This is a genomic window from Runella rosea (genome assembly GCF_003325355.1).
Lineage (GTDB): Bacteria > Bacteroidota > Bacteroidia > Cytophagales > Spirosomataceae > Runella > Runella rosea.
The window spans coordinates 2503824-2522955 of sequence record NZ_CP030850.1 but is presented as its reverse complement, the minus strand read 5'-3'; the positions used below and the strand labels follow the sequence as shown (position 1 = coordinate 2522955).

4 protein-coding genes are annotated in these 19132 nt (G+C 44.9%); all 4 read left to right on the top strand.

Annotation, left to right across the window (positions count from 1 at the left end):
* The first annotated feature begins 78 nt into the window (after nucleotides 1–78).
* Nucleotides 79–786, top strand: coding sequence for a (d)CMP kinase (gene cmk, locus DR864_RS10665; protein ID WP_114066954.1), 708 nt, complete (start codon nucleotides 79–81; stop codon nucleotides 784–786).
* Nucleotides 783–1853, top strand: coding sequence for an NAD(P)/FAD-dependent oxidoreductase (locus DR864_RS10660; RefSeq protein ID WP_114066953.1), 1071 nt, complete (start codon nucleotides 783–785; stop codon nucleotides 1851–1853). The genes cmk and DR864_RS10660 overlap by 4 nt, the downstream gene beginning before the upstream one ends.
* A gap of 120 nt (nucleotides 1854–1973) precedes the next feature.
* Nucleotides 1974–5183 (top strand): hypothetical protein, encoded by a 3210-nt coding sequence (locus DR864_RS10655; RefSeq protein WP_114066952.1) that lies wholly within the window; start codon nucleotides 1974–1976, stop codon nucleotides 5181–5183.
* Between the two features lie 1177 nt (nucleotides 5184–6360).
* Entirely contained in the window at nucleotides 6361–19131 is a 12771-nt protein-coding gene (locus DR864_RS10650; RefSeq protein WP_162793711.1) for an SdrD B-like domain-containing protein, read from the top strand.
* The last annotated feature ends 1 nt before the right edge of the window (nucleotide 19132 follow it).

The following is a 19132-nucleotide window of genomic DNA, read 5'->3' as shown; positions in this document are numbered from 1 at the left end:
AACCATTTGTGCTCCGCAAGGTTTCCTAATTATCAATCCTTTCTGATTATCTTTGCCGCCTAACCTACTTCACTACGTATGTCTAAAATTATTATTGCGGTAGATGGCTATTCAAGTTGCGGAAAAAGCACCACCGCCAAAGGTGTAGCAGCCCATTTGGGGTATGCATACATTGATACTGGTGCCATGTATCGGGCCGTTACGCTTTATTTCCATACGCATCATATCACACTCACCAACCCCAAAGAAATCTCAAAAGCACTCGAAGGGATTAAAATCGACTTTAGAAGAAATCCTGAGACAGGGCGCAACGAAACCTATCTCAACGGACTCAACGTAGAAGATGAAATTCGGAAACTATACATTGCAAATTGGGTCAGTGAAGTAAGTGCGGTGTCGGAAGTGCGGCGGGCGATGGTGGCCCAACAACAGAGAATGGGGAAAGCCAAAGGAGTGGTAATGGACGGACGCGACATCGGAACCGTGGTGTTTCCGGAGGCAGAGCTTAAAGTCTTTATGACTGCCGACCCGCAAATCAGGGCGCAACGCCGTCAAATAGAATTGTTGGAAAAAGGAGAAATGCTCGACTTGGAAGATATTCTGAAAAATATTCACAAACGAGACTTGATCGACACCACTAGAGCTGACAGCCCTCTGCGGCAAGCCGCTGATGCCACCTTGGTCGATACCTCTTTTATGACCTTGGATGAACAAATTGAACTGCTTACCAACTTGGCCGATGAAAAAATCAGCAGTTCGATAAGACAAAGTAGAACCAACCCATGAGCGCCGATTATTTGATTGTAGGCCAAGGCATCGCAGGTTCGATTCTTGCCTGGACTTTATCACAGCGCGGGCACCGGGTGCTAATCATGAATGACCCCACCCTGCCAGCGGCTTCCAAAGTTTCGGGTGGAATATTTAATCCTTTGACTGGCAAAAAATTATATCGGACTTGGAAAGCCGATGAGCTTTTTCCGTTTGCCCACAAATTTTACTCCGATATGCAAGCGCAGCTCGGCGGAGATTTCCTCCACGACTGTGATGTGTATCGGCCGTATCGGTCTATCGAAGAACAAAATTCGTACTTGGCCCAAACCGCTGATCCAAACCTTGCGAAGTACGTGGTTGAACGCGCTGATGATGCTAAATTTTCACCTTTTGTCGAAAATCCTTACGGAGGACTTCAAATTACGCAGGCTGGATGGGTAGATTGCGTTCAGATGCTTCAAAAAATCGAGAACTATTTTATTGAAAATAAACAATATATACACGATAGAGTAGACTATCAAAAAATTGAAATTCAGGAAGATGGTGTATCGTACAATGATTTAAAAATTAAAAAAATACTATTTTGTGAAGGTTACGAAGCCCGTCAGAATCCATTTTTTAATTGGTTGCCGTTCAATCCCGTGAAAGGCCAAAGTCTCATCGCGGTTGTTGAAGACTATACGCTCCAAGAAATCATCAATCAGGGGACTTTTATCCTGCCACTTGATGGTAAAGGAAAATGTCGGTTGGGGGCTACTTATAGTTGGCATGATTTAGACTGGGAGGCTACAGAAGACGGAAGAGCGTATTTGGAAGATAAAATAAAACCTTACCTAAAAAAAAAGTATCAAATTCTCGAACAACATGCAGGGATTCGGCCTTCTACTAAAGACCGAAGGCCGTTTGTCGGAATCCATCCTGAATACGCGTCATTGGGGATTTTCAATGGGCTGGGAACCAAAGGCGTTAGCCTTGCCCCTTTTTTTGCAAATCAGTTTGTGAATTTTTTAGAGACCGGAGAAGAAATAGATAAAGAGGCGAATATTGAGCGAATTTTTTCGTTATATTTTCGTTCTAAATAGTGTTAAGTGTTAAAGGCAATCGCGGCCGAAGGGCGAAATGCGAGAAGCCCTTTGTGAATGGCAACTATTTGCCTAACCAATTAACCCTTAACTTTTAACGATTAATAGGTTAGCCTGAATATGAAAAGCTGTTTTATCACTAGATTGCTGTGGATAGGGGCGGTGTTGTTACCGACGCTGTCGGTTGAAGCTCAAAATTATCCTTCTCAAGAGCAATTCGGCAAAAATCGAGTACAGTATCAGCGCTTTGAATGGAAAATCCTCAAAACCAATAACTTTGAGATTTATCATCACGGTGCAGGAACACCGTTGGCTACGCTGGCAGCTCAATATGCCGAATCTGAATTTGACCGAATTACCGAAGCCTTAGGATACACCCCCTACAACCGAATCAAAATCTTCCTCTACAATTCCCCTCAAGAGCTTTTACAAAGCAATATGGGCATGGCTAATAGCTCAGACTTAAGCGAGACCGAGCTTAATCTGGCCAAGGCGCGTTTGGAAATAGCATTCACAGGCGATCAAATCAGCTTCCGAAAGCAGCTTATCAAGGAGATTTCTCGCTTGTTTGTCTATGATATGCTTTACGGAGGAAGTTTGAAAGATGCTTTGCAAAGTTCACTTTTGTTATCGCTACCCGATTGGTTTATGTCTGGAATTGCGGCGTATATCGCAGAAGGATGGAACCCTGAGTTGGATGACTACATGCGCGACGCGATTGTGCATCATCAGATGAAGAAGCCTTCTTTATTGACAGGCCCAGAAGCAACGCTGGTGGGGCAATCTATTTGGAATTATATCGCAGAACGCTACGGAAAAGATAATATCTCAAATATTCTCAACTTAACGCGTATCATACGTACTGAACAAACCAGCGTATCAAGCACTTTGGGGGTATCGTTTTCACGTTTTCTGAAAGAATGGCGGGATTTTTATACCAATATGGCGACTACCTCCACTGGTAATGGCTATAAAGACCCCGCTGGGGATTGGGTGAGGGTCTTAGATTTGCCATTGGGGCATCCTGCAAATAACGCGCGTCTGAGTCTAGACAATCAATATGTTGCGGTCACAAACCGTAAATCAGGTCATTATACTGTTGACGTAATTAATACTGAAACAAAATCAGTAACGACCGTTATCAAAGGAAAATACGACCTTGAAAAACGAACATATTTGAGCCGAATGCCTTTGATTGCCTGGAGTCGCGGCAATGGTTTGGCCATTATTTCGGAAGAAAACGGTCGGGTATTTTTAGAATTGTTTGATATTGGAGACAAAGGAAAATCGAAACTTCGATTGAGTAGAGAAATCAGAGGTATTAATCAAGTTGTTGATTTTGACATCTCCAATGATGGTTCAACGTTGGTGTTAAGTGCCGATAGCCGTGGGCAAAACGATTTGTATCTTTTCAATATAGGCCGCTCTTCGTTACTCGGGCTCACGGGTGATTTATACGATGACCGCTATCCGCATTTTGTAGGTACATCTTCTACACGTGTCGTATTTTCATCAAATCGAGTCAAAGATTCGTTGGGCATTGCAGATAAGGGTTCCTATAAAACCGTCAAAGAAAAAATGGCGTTGTTTGTACATAACGGAAATCCTCGTGCTCAAACAGTTACAAGAATTGCGGACTCCTTGGGGATTATCTCAAATGCCCGCACCATCGACGAAAATACTTTTTATTTCCTTTCAGATTATAAAGGTATTGTGAATTTGTATCGGTATGAGTTAGATATTAAAAAACTGACTCCTGTAACTGGTTTTAACCAGAGTATTCGGGACTACGATTACCTGCCAGCATCAGGAGCTTTTGTAAGTATTAATTGGTACAAAGACAAAGAAAGTTTATTTTATCAGAGCAGACTTTCTCCAGTTACCAATGAACTGGTTGCCACGCCGAGAGTACAAAGTATGTCAGGAATGTCGGTTTATAAAACCGAAAATCGTAATAACCCAGCGGCAGATGCTAGTTTAATTGCACAAATGGCCAATCCTCGAAAGATTCAGTTAGATTCTGGAGAGGTTGACACGGATAACTATGAATTTGATCCAGATATACTCAAATCGTTTGAATATCGGCAGCGAAGAGGAACAACGGTTTCTAGTGCAGCCAATCTTCCCAGTCGAAATCGCAAAAGAGAAAATATTACAATAAAGGGACCCCTTGACTATAAGAGCCTGTTTATCAGCAATGATGCCACTTCTGATTGGCGAATCGACCCAGTACGGGGATTTGGATTTGCGCAGTCACTGACGATGAATGATTTGCTCGAAAACCACATTATCAAAGCAGGGTTTTTCTTAGGTCTTCTCAATTTCAGAACCAATAATTTGTGGGCAGAATACAACAACCTCGCCCATCGCGTTGATTTTGGCGTCCGGGTTGATCGTCAAAGTCTATATGTCCAGCCTCCTGCCAGTCAAAAATACCGCTACAATCGGGTAGGCTTTACGGCTTCGTATCCTTTCAACAACAATGCGCGAGTTTCATTGACACCTTTTTATGCTGAATCCAAATTATTGGATGTAAGCAATATTTCAGCGGCCGATGTAGCTTCTTCTTATCTAGGTGCTCGGGCTGAGTTTGTGTATGATAACTCCAGAATCAATGGGATGAACATGATGGAAGGAACTCGTTTTAAAGTTCGTTACGACCAATTTGGGGGTATAAGAGGAACAAGGGGTTTTAACCGACTGGTTGTAGATTTTCGTCATTACCAAAAAATCCACCGTGATTTGATCTTTGCCACCCGTGTTTCTTTTGCCCGCTCGGGAGGAAAAGCCCCCAAGCAGAGTGTTTTGGGGGGGATGGAAAACTGGACTGGAAATAATCAAGACGAAAGGAGTGTGAACCCTTTGGCGGTTGGCTTGAGCAGTTCCTTGATTCCAATTGATAATAGGGACATCTTTTTCGTAGAGTTGGCCACTAATCTCCGAGGATTTAATATAAATAAGGTTTCTGGTACAAATCATTTATTATTTAATGGTGAATTAAGGATGCCCCTTATCAAGTATTTTTATCGTGGCCCAATTACGTCAAACTTCCTGAGAAACTTTCAGTTAGTAGGTTTTACAGACGTTGGTACTGCTTGGACAGGTCAATGGCCTTTCAATCGTCAGAATAGCCTGAACACTGAAATTATACGTTTGGATTTCTTTAGTGCGACCGTAAATAATTTTCGAAATCCTTTTTTATTGGGCTACGGACTTGGAGCGCGCACAATGTTATTTGGGTTTTATGTAAAGTTTGATTACGCTTGGGGATTAGATAATGGAGAAATAAATAAAGCCATTCCATACCTAACTTTAGGGTACGATTTTTAGCGACAAAAATATACCTTCAATCATAAAAAAAGCTGAACAATTTGTTCAGCTTTTTTTATGATTGAAGGTATTGGTATGATTTGTATACCAATAAGGTGTTTTTTTGGTAAACAATGAAGTTGAAAAAGTGGACTATATTACGTTTTTATCGGGCTAGGATTCCCTAAAATGTAAGTGACTTCGTATGACATTTTTCGTAAATAAGTAGGCTTTCCTTTCGTTTTAGTGGCTTTTCAGCGCGCTAGAATAGGCTTTTTGGCTACTAGAATGGCTAAAAATGAGGCTTCTTGGCACGGTTTTAGCTAACCCCTTCCACCCCAAAAAAAAGCCTGTTTTATATGATCGAATTGAGAAAAAAGCCCAAACTAACCGCCATTGCAAGGTATTAATATTTTTGTTAAGTATTTGATATGTAGTCTATTATGTATTTTTAATAAAAGTAAATGATGATAGATATGAGTTTGGCATAATTTTAGATACTTTATAAATGGGGCAAAACCCTCATTTAATGGTAAATACACAGGCAAACATGTTGAAATAGCAGTTTTGTGACAGTTGACAGGTGAGTTTACCAATAAAGTATATCTAATTAATAAACGATAAATTGCAGATGAAAGCACTTTTTACCACAGCCCGAAATCTGGAGATTAAGAATGTTTTTAAAACTAAGGGTACATTACCAATGGTTTTATTTAAAAAGACTCTTTGGAGTTTTTTGACAAAAGCATTTTACTGTCTACCTTGGGTTAATTCTGGAAGTAGGCCTGTGAATAGCAGTGCTGTTTGTAATAAACCCTTCAAATCAAAATTAGCTCAGGAGGGGCAAATTTCATATCTGGTTAATTCTGTGGCTATTGATAGCCACTATCATTTACCAGGAGCGTCCCCTCCATTTTATGAATGGAATTCATTGTCTTTGTATAAACTTACCCCGAATATTACATCTATTAAAACATTTACTTCACAGATTATGAGTAAGTTATCCATTTTTCTTCCTCTGGATAGACATCGTGTTCTGAGGACGCGTTTCGATGAAAAATCGAAACGATGGGTATCTACTTCCCCTCCTTTTGAGGAGTGGGCAGTATCTAATACAGGTATATATAACAGTATCACGGTTTCTCCAAAGATTCTAATGAAATCATTAGCGTCTACTATGGGGATATTAGTGGTTTTAATGTTAACTGTATTTAGTGCGTTAGGCCAGCAAGCGCCTAAGGTTGTAGATATTAAATTGTCTAAAACAATCAGCAACGCGCAACCTACCCTCAACCAATCTATTACCTATACTGTATATGCAAAGAATGAAGGGCCTGATACCGCCAAAACAGTTGTTGTAAAAGATATCTTTCCTACGGCAGGTGCAAATCTTGTTTCGAGTACGCCAAGTGTTGGATCTTTCAATGCTGGATTGTGGACGATTCCAGTCATAAGCCCTGGAGATTCAGTAAAACTGGAAATGACAGGCACTGTGATTGGTCGCGGTGTTTATTTCAACATTGCTGAAGTTGTATCAATGGCAGCGGGTCAGGAGGATTCAGACTCCGATCCGAATAATGGTGTTTTAGGGGAAGACGATTATGCTACCTCCTGTTTTTCGGTTCCTATTTTATGGTACCCAGGGGATGAATATGTAGTTTCTCTTGATGTGCCAGGTTACACGAATGTTGTATGGGCAAAAAATGGAGCGCCAATAACAGGTGCTCCTTCTGACAGTTCAAGTGTAAGCGGCGATACCTTAACTATAAAAGGTACTGGCCGATTTGGATTTACCGCTCAGGTAAATACATGTCCGGCCACAGGCTGTTGCGAAATCATCGTTATTCCTGGGCCACTGGGAAGTATTGGTGACTTTGTGTGGAAAGATGTGAACGACAATGGCCAGCAGGATGTCGGAGAGCCGGGTGTCAACAACGTGTTGGTACGTCTGTATCAAAAAAATGACCTAGGTAATTTTGTACAAACAGATTCTACTTACACAGCAGGTGTAGGGCAATATGCGTTTACAGGCTTACTTCCTGGAGAATACCAAGTACAGTTTGTAAGCAGTACATTCCTTGATGGGTGTGTGTTGTCTCCAAAGCAGAATCAAGGTGCAGATTCACTGGACAGTGATGCAGATCCCCTAACAGGTTTCAGTCAAATAGTGACTATTAATCCTGAAATGGGAGGTTTGCTAAAAGACAATCCGACCATAGATGCAGGTCTGTACAGTCCATTGGGTAGCATCGGAAACTTTGTCTGGAAAGATACTGATAATGATGGGATTCAAGATGTTGGTGAAGCGGGCGTAAATAATGTATTAGTACGTCTATACAAAAATGTCAGCAGCGTATTTGTTCAAGTTGACTCTATGTATACTACTGCTAATCCTGTTGGAAGTGCTCCTGGTTGGTATACATTTAATGGATTATCCGCGGGGGATTATCAGGTGCAAATTGTTGCAGCCTCTCTTCCACTTGGTTGTGTATTAAGTGATTCAACCAATAAAGGAGGAAATGATGCTTTAGACAATGACTTTAATCCGTCTAACGGTTTTAGTCAGGTGGTAAGCCTTGATCCTACTAAAGGTGGAATACTTCAAGACAATTTGACCATTGACGGAGCTCTGTACAGCCCGCTGGGTAGCATCGGAGATTTTGTATGGAAAGATTTGAATGACAACGGTCAGCAGGATGTTGGAGAGCCTGGTGTGAAAAATGTACGTGTTATTTTGTGGACCAGCAATGGTACAACCCCAACCACGGCCATTGATACGACCTTTACCGATGTGAATGGCTATTATTCTTTCACAAGTTTAGTGGGAGGAACCTATCAAGTACAATTTGATGTGACCAGTTTACCTGATACCTGTCAGTTAAGTTTGAACCAGAATGTAGGTTCTGATGTGACCGACAGCGATGCCAATCCTATTACAGGGCTTACCGCGGCAGTTGTCATTGACCCTACGAAAAGTGGTATTGATAAAGATAATTTGACGATCGATGCAGGATTGACGACGTTTGACTTGTCGTTGACGAAGAGCTTGGCATCAGGTCAGAGCGGCAATGTAGCGGCTGGGGATACGGTAACGTATACTTTGACGGTGAAGAACGAAGGCTCTATGACAGCGAGTGCGATAGCTTTGAGTGATTCATTACCAGTGGGCATGACGTTGTTGGATTCGGACTGGACAGCGGTGGGTCAGATAGCGACGTTGAACACGGCGCTTGCAGGTCCTTTAGCGCCAGGAGCGAGTTTATCGGTCGACATCACGGTGAAAGTGGATGCGTCATTTGCGGGCACGAGCCTGACGAACTACGCTCAGATCAGTGATGCTAGAGATGTGAAAGGTAATCCAGTGAAAGATGTTGATTCGACGCCAGGCAACGGCTTCACGAAAGGGGAAGACGATGACGATAGTGAACCGATCAATGTTACGCCATTGGGCAGCATTGGAGATTTTGTATGGAAAGATTTGAACGACAACGGCCAGCAGAATATTGGCGAGCCAGGGGTTCAAAACGTAAAAGTGATATTGTGGAGTGGCACGGTGAACGGTCCTACGGCGAAGTTAGATTCAATGCTGACGGATGTTAACGGGAAGTATTTGTTCACGAACCTTCCATTGGGGACGTATTATGTACAGTTTGATACGAAGAGTTTGCCCGACACGTGCAAGTTGAGTTTGAACCAGAATGTAGGTTCGGATTTGAGTGACAGCGATGCTGATCCTACGACAGGCATCAGCCCAGCGGTCGTGTTGACGGCGGAGAATCGGAATAATTTGACGATCGATGCAGGATTGACGACGTTTGACTTGTCGTTGACGAAGAGCTTGGCATCAGGTCAGAGCGGCAATGTAGCGGCTGGGGATACGGTAACGTATACTTTGACGGTGAAGAACGAAGGCTCTATGACAGCGAGTGCGATAGCTTTGAGTGATTCATTACCAGTGGGCATGACGTTGTTGGATTCGGACTGGACAGCGGTGGGTCAGATAGCGACGTTGAACACGGCGCTTGCAGGTCCTTTAGCGCCAGGAGCGAGTTTATCGGTCGACATCACGGTGAAAGTGGATGCGTCATTTGCGGGCACGAGCCTGACGAACTACGCCCAGATCAGTGATGCTCGCGATGTGAAAGGTAATCCAGTGAAAGATGTTGATTCGACGCCAGGCAACGGCTTCACGAAAGGGGAAGACGATGACGATAGCGAACCGATCAATGTCACGCCACTGGGCAGCATTGGAGATTTTGTATGGAAAGATTTGAACGACAACGGCCAGCAGAATATTGGCGAGCCAGGGGTTCAAAACGTAAAAGTGATATTGTGGAGTGGCACGGTGAACGGTCCTACGGCGAAGTTAGATTCAATGCTGACGGATGTTAACGGGAAGTATTTGTTCACGAACCTTCCATTGGGGACGTATTATGTACAGTTTGATACGAAGAGTTTGCCCGACACGTGCAAGTTGAGTTTGAACCAGAATGTAGGTTCGGATTTGAGTGACAGCGATGCTGATCCTACGACAGGCATCAGCCCAGCGGTCGTGTTGACGGCGGAGAATCGGAATAATTTGACGATCGATGCAGGATTGACGACGTTTGACTTGTCGTTGACGAAGAGCTTGGCATCAGGTCAGAGCGGCAATGTAGCGGCTGGGGATACGGTAACGTATACTTTGACGGTGAAGAACGAAGGCTCTATGACAGCGAGTGCGATAGCTTTGAGTGATTCATTACCAGTGGGCATGACGTTGTTGGATTCGGACTGGACAGCGGTGGGTCAGATAGCGACGTTGAACACGGCGCTTGCAGGTCCTTTAGCGCCAGGAGCGAGTTTATCGGTCGACATCACGGTGAAAGTGGATGCGTCATTTGCGGGCACGAGCCTGACGAACTACGCTCAGATCAGTGATGCTAGAGATGTGAAAGGTAATCCAGTGAAAGATGTTGATTCGACGCCAGGCAACGGCTTCACGAAAGGGGAAGACGATGACGATAGTGAACCGATCAATGTTACGCCATTGGGCAGCATTGGAGATTTTGTATGGAAAGATTTGAACGACAATGGCCAGCAGAATATTGGCGAGCCAGGGGTTCAAAACGTAAAAGTGATATTGTGGAGTGGCACGGTGAACGGTCCTACGGCGAAGTTAGATTCAATGCTGACGGATGTTAACGGGAAGTATTTGTTCACGAACCTTCCATTGGGGACGTATTATGTACAGTTTGATACGAAGAGTTTGCCCGATACGTGCAAGTTGAGTTTGAACCAGAATGTAGGTTCGGATTTGAGTGACAGCGATGCTGATCCTACGACAGGCATCAGCCCAGCGGTCGTGTTGACGGCGGAGAATCGGAATAATTTGACGATCGATGCAGGATTGACGACGTTTGACTTGTCGTTGACGAAGAGCTTGGCATCAGGTCAGAGCGGCAATGTAGCGGCTGGGGATACGGTAACGTATACTTTGACGGTGAAGAACGAAGGCTCTATGACAGCGAGTGCGATAGCTTTGAGTGATTCATTACCAGTGGGCATGACGTTGTTGGATTCGGACTGGACAGCGGTGGGTCAGATAGCGACGTTGAACACGGCGCTTGCAGGTCCTTTAGCGCCAGGAGCGAGTTTATCGGTCGACATCACGGTGAAAGTGGATGCGTCATTTGCGGGCACGAGCCTGACGAACTACGCCCAGATCAGTGATGCTAGAGATGTGAAAGGTAATCCAGTGAAAGATGTTGATTCGACGCCAGGCAACGGCTTCACGAAAGGGGAAGACGATGACGATAGCGAACCGATCAATGTCACGCCACTGGGCAGCATTGGAGATTTTGTATGGAAAGATTTGAACGACAACGGCCAGCAGAATATTGGCGAGCCAGGGGTTCAAAACGTAAAAGTGATATTGTGGAGTGGCACGGTGAACGGTCCTACGGCGAAGTTAGATTCAATGCTGACGGATGTTAACGGGAAGTATTTGTTCACGAACCTTCCATTGGGGACGTATTATGTACAGTTTGATACGAAGAGTTTGCCCGACACGTGCAAGTTGAGTTTGAACCAGAATGTAGGTTCGGATTTGAGTGACAGTGATGCTGATCCTACGACAGGCATCAGCCCAGCGGTCGTGTTGACGGCGGAGAATCGGAATAATTTGACGATCGATGCAGGATTGACGACGTTTGACTTGTCGTTGACGAAGAGCTTGGCATCAGGTCAGAGCGGCAATGTAGCGGCTGGGGATACGGTAACGTATACTTTGACGGTGAAGAACGAAGGCTCTATGACAGCGAGTGCGATAGCTTTGAGTGATTCATTACCAGTGGGCATGACGTTGTTGGATTCGGACTGGACAGCGGTGGGTCAGATAGCGACGTTGAACACGGCGCTTGCAGGTCCTTTAGCGCCAGGAGCGAGTTTATCGGTCGACATCACGGTGAAAGTGGATGCGTCATTTGCGGGCACGAGCCTGACGAACTACGCTCAGATCAGTGATGCTAGAGATGTGAAAGGTAATCCAGTGAAAGATGTTGATTCGACGCCAGGCAACGGCTTCACGAAAGGGGAAGACGATGACGATAGTGAACCGATCAATGTTACGCCATTGGGCAGCATTGGAGATTTTGTATGGAAAGATTTGAACGACAACGGCCAGCAGAATATTGGCGAGCCAGGGGTTCAAAACGTAAAAGTGATATTGTGGAGTGGCACGGTGAACGGTCCTACGGCGAAGTTAGATTCAATGCTGACGGATGTTAACGGGAAGTATTTGTTCACGAACCTTCCATTGGGGACGTATTATGTACAGTTTGATACGAAGAGTTTGCCCGACACGTGCAAGTTGAGTTTGAACCAGAATGTAGGTTCGGATTTGAGTGACAGCGATGCTGATCCTACGACAGGCATCAGCCCAGCGGTCGTGTTGACGGCGGAGAATCGGAATAATTTGACGATCGATGCAGGATTGACGACGTTTGACTTGTCGTTGACGAAGAGCTTGGCATCAGGTCAGAGCGGCAATGTAGCGGCTGGGGATACGGTAACGTATACTTTGACGGTGAAGAACGAAGGCTCTATGACAGCGAGTGCGATAGCTTTGAGTGATTCATTACCAGTGGGCATGACGTTGTTGGATTCGGACTGGACAGCGGTGGGTCAGATAGCGACGTTGAACACGGCGCTTGCAGGTCCTTTAGCGCCAGGAGCGAGTTTATCGGTCGACATCACGGTGAAAGTGGATGCGTCATTTGCGGGCACGAGCCTGACGAACTACGCCCAGATCAGTGATGCTCGCGATGTGAAAGGTAATCCAGTGAAAGATGTTGATTCGACGCCAGGCAACGGCTTCACGAAAGGGGAAGACGATGACGATAGCGAACCGATCAATGTCACGCCATGTGTCATTCCTCCAACTCCAACGTGTGGTGGTATGGGTGAGAATACATGTCCTGATTCTTGCGTGAATTTGGCCAGCTTTATTCACAGCACGATTCGCACGGAAGGTGGGTATTTCGAATGGTATACTACCTTCGATCACCAGCCAGGGACCAAAGTGCTTGATCCAACCAAAGTATGTACTTCTGGTGACTACTACTTGTTTGAAGTGGCTAAGTGCGGTGTATACAGCAACGCAGCTTTATTGAAACTTACAATTAAGTCTTGTGTAAGATTGACAGACCTCTCTGTTGAGAAGCAGGTACTTGAAGCGGGTCCTTATTCTGTTGGACAAACAATTACTTACAATGTAGTTGCTTCTAATGAAGGCCCGAATAACGCAACCAATGTTACGGTAAGTGATGTATTACCTGCTTCCTTGACGTTTGTAAGCGCGGATCCTGCTGCTGAATACAATGCTGCAACGGGTGTTTGGACCATAGGTAACTTGGCAAATGCTGCCAATCGTACCCTGAAAATCAGCGCAACTATCAATGCTGTTGGTTCAATAACAAACACTGCCATCGTGAAAAGCCCGGATAATGATCCGACTAAAGCTGGCAACGATACGTCTCGTGTAACGATTAAAGCGACTTGTGTACAACCTGAGCCTCCGATTCTGGCTTGTGCCGTCACCGAAATTTGTCCGGGCGACAGTTCTGTAATTCATGCACTGGGATGTGCTGGTGGTACGATTATATGGTCGAATCAAAGTACAGGGGCTAGCATAGTGGTCAAACCACTTGAGACCACTACTTATACGGCAATATGTAAGAAAAACGGTTGCGAAAGTGGACCATCTAATTCGATTACGATTCATGTAAATTCGCCAACTGTACCGATCATTTCGGCAAGTCCGTCGACTAACATTTGTGCAGGAAACTCAGTAACATTGACTGCTTCAAACTGTGCAGGTACAATTGTATGGAGTACGGGTGAAACAGGAGCACAAATTACCGTAACGCCAAGTGCTAACACAACGTACTCGGCCTACTGTAGAATTGGACACTGTAATTGCTCGCTCAATACATGTAAGAGCAATCCAGCTTTCGTAACAATTACGGTTACGACAAGTGTACCAACGCCAGTAGTTATTTGCAGCACAGACAAAGTTTGCCAAGGACAGAGCGTTACGCTTCAGGTAAACAATTGTCCAGGTATAGTAGAATGGTCTACAGGTGAAACGGGCCCAGCCATAGTGGTATACCCAACTGAAACGACCACTTACACTGCAGTATGTAACGTGAATGGATGCAAGGCTACATCTAAAGGTTATACTATAAAAGTAGCGCCAATAGCGTCGCCAACGGTTGCCGCCACATCCACTACAATATGTAATGGTAGTAGCACAACACTTACCGCTTCGGGTTGTGAAGGAGCTGTTACATGGTCGAATCAAGCTGTAGGAGCAAGCATTGTTGTGAGCCCAACAGCAACAACGACATATACCGCTATATGTACTGTAGGACAGTGCGTAAGCAATCCTTCGCTTCCTATTACGGTAACAGTCGGAAATCCAGCGGCTCCGATTATATCTACTGACTCGACACTGCTTTGTGCAGGACAGAGTGTAACGCTTAAAGCAGTGGGTACATGCGATGGTACAATTCTCTGGTCAAACAATATGACAGGAAGTACGATTGTGGTGACTCCACCGTCAACTACTGAATATACCGCGGTATGTAAAGTAGGAGATTGCGTAAGTGTTAACTCGAATAAAGTTAAAATTACCGTAACAACTACCGGTCCGGCGCCAACAGTGGTTGCCTCTAAACCGAGTATTTGTGTCGGTGACAGCACTACCCTGACGGCAAGCAATTGTGCAGGTACGATTATCTGGAATACTGGTGCAACAACGACAAGTATTGTGGTTAAACCTTCCACTACTACTACTTATACTGCTTCATGCCGTACGGGTGGAAAATGTGACAGTACACCAGGAAGTGTAACAGTGACCGTAGGCAACAATGCTACGCCTCCAACTATTACCGTAAGCCCATCTTCAAACGTCTGTGCGGGTGATACAGTTACCCTAACAGCTGCAGGATGTGCAGGTACGGTTCAGTGGAGTACAAATGCGACAGGCGCCAGTATTAAAGTGGTCGTTAACCAAACCACAACTTATACGGCAATCTGTAAAATAGGCAATTGTGAAAGCGCTCCTGGGTCAGCAACTGTAACGGTTGTACCTGTACCTGAGAAACCAGCGGTTATTTGCAGTACAGATAAAGTTTGCCCTGGAGAGAGTGTAACACTTCAAGTTAATAACTGTGCAGGTGTTGTTCATTGGTCAACAGGAGCTACTGGCCCTGCAATCGTAGTGACTCCAACGGAAACTACAATTTATACGGCAGTATGTAAAGTAGGTAATTGTTCAAGCCCAATTTCGGCTAATTACACCATCAAGGTTATTCCAATTACGCCTCCAATTGTGAAAGCTACGCCATCATCGGTTAAATTAGGTGAAACGTCAGTACTCACAGCAGAAGGTTGTGCTGGAACAATTACTTGGTCGAACGGAATGTTAGGAGCAAGCATCGTGGTTAATCCTACTGAGACTACTTCATACACCGCTGTTTGTAAGATAGGTAATTGTACGAGTGCGGCATCCGTGCCTGTTACTGTGACGGTTGGTAATTGTACCGCACCAAGTATTGTGGCTAGTTCAGCAGTAATCTGCGAAGGCGATTCTGTAACGCTTACTGCCGCAGGATGTGAAGGCGGAACCATTCAATGGTCAAACAATGCTACTGGCAACAGTATCAAAGTCACACCTTTGGGAACGACAACTTACACCGCAGTATGTAAAAAAGGAGATTGCACAAGTAGTGCTTCCAACACGGTGACGGTTGCGGTAACTAAAGTGTACGCGCCAACGATTATTGCATCGGCAACGACCATCTGCAAAGGTGATTCTGTCACCCTGACAGCAACAGGTTGCAACGGTACATTGCTCTGGTCAAATGGAGCGTCAAGCACCTCAATAAAAGTAACTCCGATAGCTACTATTTCTTACTGGGTTAAATGTAAAGTAGGTAATTGCGAGAGTGCAGCTACTGCTCCTGTAACCATCACGGTAGGAACTCCTGCACCTCCAACCATTGAGGCGTCGAAGACAACGCTTTGCTACGGAGAGTCTGTAACACTGACGGCGTTGGGTAACTGTGCAGGATATATCCAATGGTCAAGTGGCCAAATTGGCAGCACCTTAACGATTATCCCAGCTGCGAGCACTATCTACACTGCAGCATGTTGCTACAACTCGATTTGCAAAAGCGTAGCATCAAATGCCGTAAATGTGATAGTATCACCACGCATTACCGCTCCAGTTGTTGTTAATCTTGCAAATGTGTGTCCTGTTAAGACGGTAGATTTAACCACTGCGGTTAAGAATTATACACCTAATGCAGGTTTGGTTCTTGAATTCCACCAAACGAATTCACCAAGCTCACCATTGGTTTCTAATCCTTTAGCAGTAGGGGTGTCTGGTACATACTACGCATTCTTCCGCTCAACGGCAGGCTGCTACAGTACTGGAACAGCTATCTCCGTGTTGATTTCACCTTGCGAAACTACACCTTGCGAAACGAATCCTGCAACCGCTGATGCGGGGGCCGATGCCTCAATCTGCGCGGCGCTTCAGTACAAGCTCAACGGTAAAATCGGAGGAGTGGCTACCGGAGCAGTATGGACAACTAATGGTACTGGTACCTTTAGTAACTCGCTTGCTCTGGATGCAACCTACTATCCATCGTTGGAAGATTTGATTAAGGGTGATGTAATACTCACCCTTACCACCAACGACCCAGATGGCGAGGGCAACTGTAAAGCAGGAGTAGATGCGATGAAGCTGATATTTACGGGAATCAAATTCAGACCGCAGATTATTGTAAATGGCACTTTCAAAGCAGATACATTGCCCGAAACCATTACAATCTGCCAAGGAGATACCGTTAAGTTGAAAGCAAGTGAAAACGGCTACAAAGTAAAATGGTTTAAGGACGGTAATGTATTGTTCCCTGCTTCTGATGGTATCAGACAGTGGAATGTAACCGAACCAGGTACTTATTCCTACGCATTGGTTGATGATAGCCTTTGCTGCTCTGTAAACTCAGCTTATATTACGGTAGTTGTGAAAAGCCTACCAACACCAATCGTGAAAAATCTGCGGAATGATTGCCCAAGCAATACCGTAAACTTAACCACGGCACTGGAAGGTAATATCAACTACACTACCATCTTTACTTCTGCCGCTCAACCAAGATGTGATTGCTTGGTTGGTACACCAGAAGCAGTAGGAGCAGGTACCTATTTTGTTACCTACAAGAAAGACGGATGTTATAGTGCACCAGCGGCTATAGAAGTGAAAATCTTCGATTGCGCTACCGATACGTTACGCTCTGACTTGAGTATCACAAAAACCGCAAATAAAACGTTGGCGCTCATTGGCGAAGAAGTTACTTACACCATCGTGGTTAAGAACAACGGACAGCACAATGCCACAAACGTAGATGTTCGCGATATTATGCCAACTCAGTTGGAGTTGATTTCAACATCGGGCTTGACAAACACAGGTGGTGTACTTAAAACCCGCATCCCTGTAATTGCAGCGGGCGACAGTACGACGCTGACGGTAGTCACTAAAGCAGTAACGGCAGGCTATAATGTAATTAACAAAGCCGAAGTTACGTATGCTGACCAAGTCGATCCGAATGCTGCAAATAACCTTTCATCGGTAGGTATTGTCATCAGCGACGGTACAATATCGCCAGCAATTGGAGTTGCACTTGCGGTTGATAAAATAGAGAAGAAAGGTGAAGGGGATACAACGTCTTATGATATAACCTATAAAATAACGGTTAAAAACGTAGGAAATGTGCCTCTGACAAATGTAGTGTTGCAGGATAGCATCACGAATAGCTTTGTGCCTCCAGTTACGTTCGCAGTGCTAGGTGCGCCAGTCGTTGAAACGGGTAGCCCACTCGTACCGAATGCAGGTTACAATGGAACAACAGATAAGAATATCTTAGGTCCTGGCAGTAGCTTGGCGGTAGGTGCTGAAGAAACAATCCTGATTACCATTAATGTTAAACCAAATGGTAACAGTGGACCGTTCTTAGGCAGCGTGATTGCAACGGCAAATGGAAACGGTACCACCGTAACAGATGCTTCAAACAGAGGTATTGTGGTGAATGCACCAGTCAACAATCCTACACCTGTGCGATTCGATTTGCCGAGTGCCATGATTGGATTGTCTAAGTTGGCAGGTACACCGGTAGCACTTGGTGACGGTAAGTTCAAAATACCATATACCATCAGCGTAACCAACCTTGGAACAAATGACCTCAAGAAAATCAAAGTAGAAGATAACTTGGGACTCACGTTTGGCAACAAGGCGGTCATTGTCGGTAAGCCTTTGGTAACGGCAGACCTTGGATTTGTGGTTGACTCAAGCTATACTGGTCAGGGATTACTCACCAATTTGTTGGTTGACTCGCTGAGTACTTTGCCAAAAGGAACAACGCGCAACATCAACTTGGCGGTGGTTATCTCTCTCTACAACCCTGATTCTGTGACCACGTTCAATAACATTGCAATCGGTGCAGGATATACAGAGGGCGGTGTAATGACTGCTGATACTTCAACGACGGGCGATAATGCTGACCCTGACAATGACCTTGATCCGCGCAACAACAGCGAATCTACTCCAGTATCACTTAACTCGACACCTGGAAATGGATTGCTTGGTCTGGCAATGTCTATTAAAGATACTGTGCGAAAAGGCGATGGTAGTTTGAACATCACTTACCGCGTTATCTTGAAAAACTACGGGGCTGGTATGTTGAACAACGTTCAGGTTTCAGATTCATTGACCAAAGTCTACAGTTCGCTTACGGGGGCTAGTTATCAACTGGTAGGTACTCCAACGGCCAACGATTCAAGTACGTTACGCATCAATCCTGACTTCAACGGAGACCGTGATGTAAACCTCTTGATTGCGGAACAAAGCCGATTGGCGGGTGGACGATCAGACTCGCTGTTCTTTACGGTCAATGTTACAACCGACGGACGTACGGCACCTTATCTCAACCGAGCTTACGGGGCAGCACTTGCCGGTCAGAATTCGATTGGTGATATCTCGACCAATGGTTTGAATCCTGATTTGAACGGAAATAATGACCCGACGGAGTTGACAGAGGCAGAGTATACGCCAATTGTGATTCCTTCAGACGGTGGATTGTTTGTTCCTGAAGGCTTCTCTCCAAATGGTGACGGTATTAATGATAAATTTGTGATTCGTCACCCATCTGGCACGAAGATTGTTTTAGAAATCTATAACCGCTGGATGAATCTGGTCTATCGTAACAACGACTATCAGAATGACTGGGAAGGCTCAGCTAACGTAGGAATTGGCGCTAACAATCAAACTGTACCAGTAGGCACCTACTTCTACAACGTGATTTTGGTTGACCAAAACGGCGGTGAGATTAAGAAGACAAGCCGATTTATGACCATTAACCGATAAG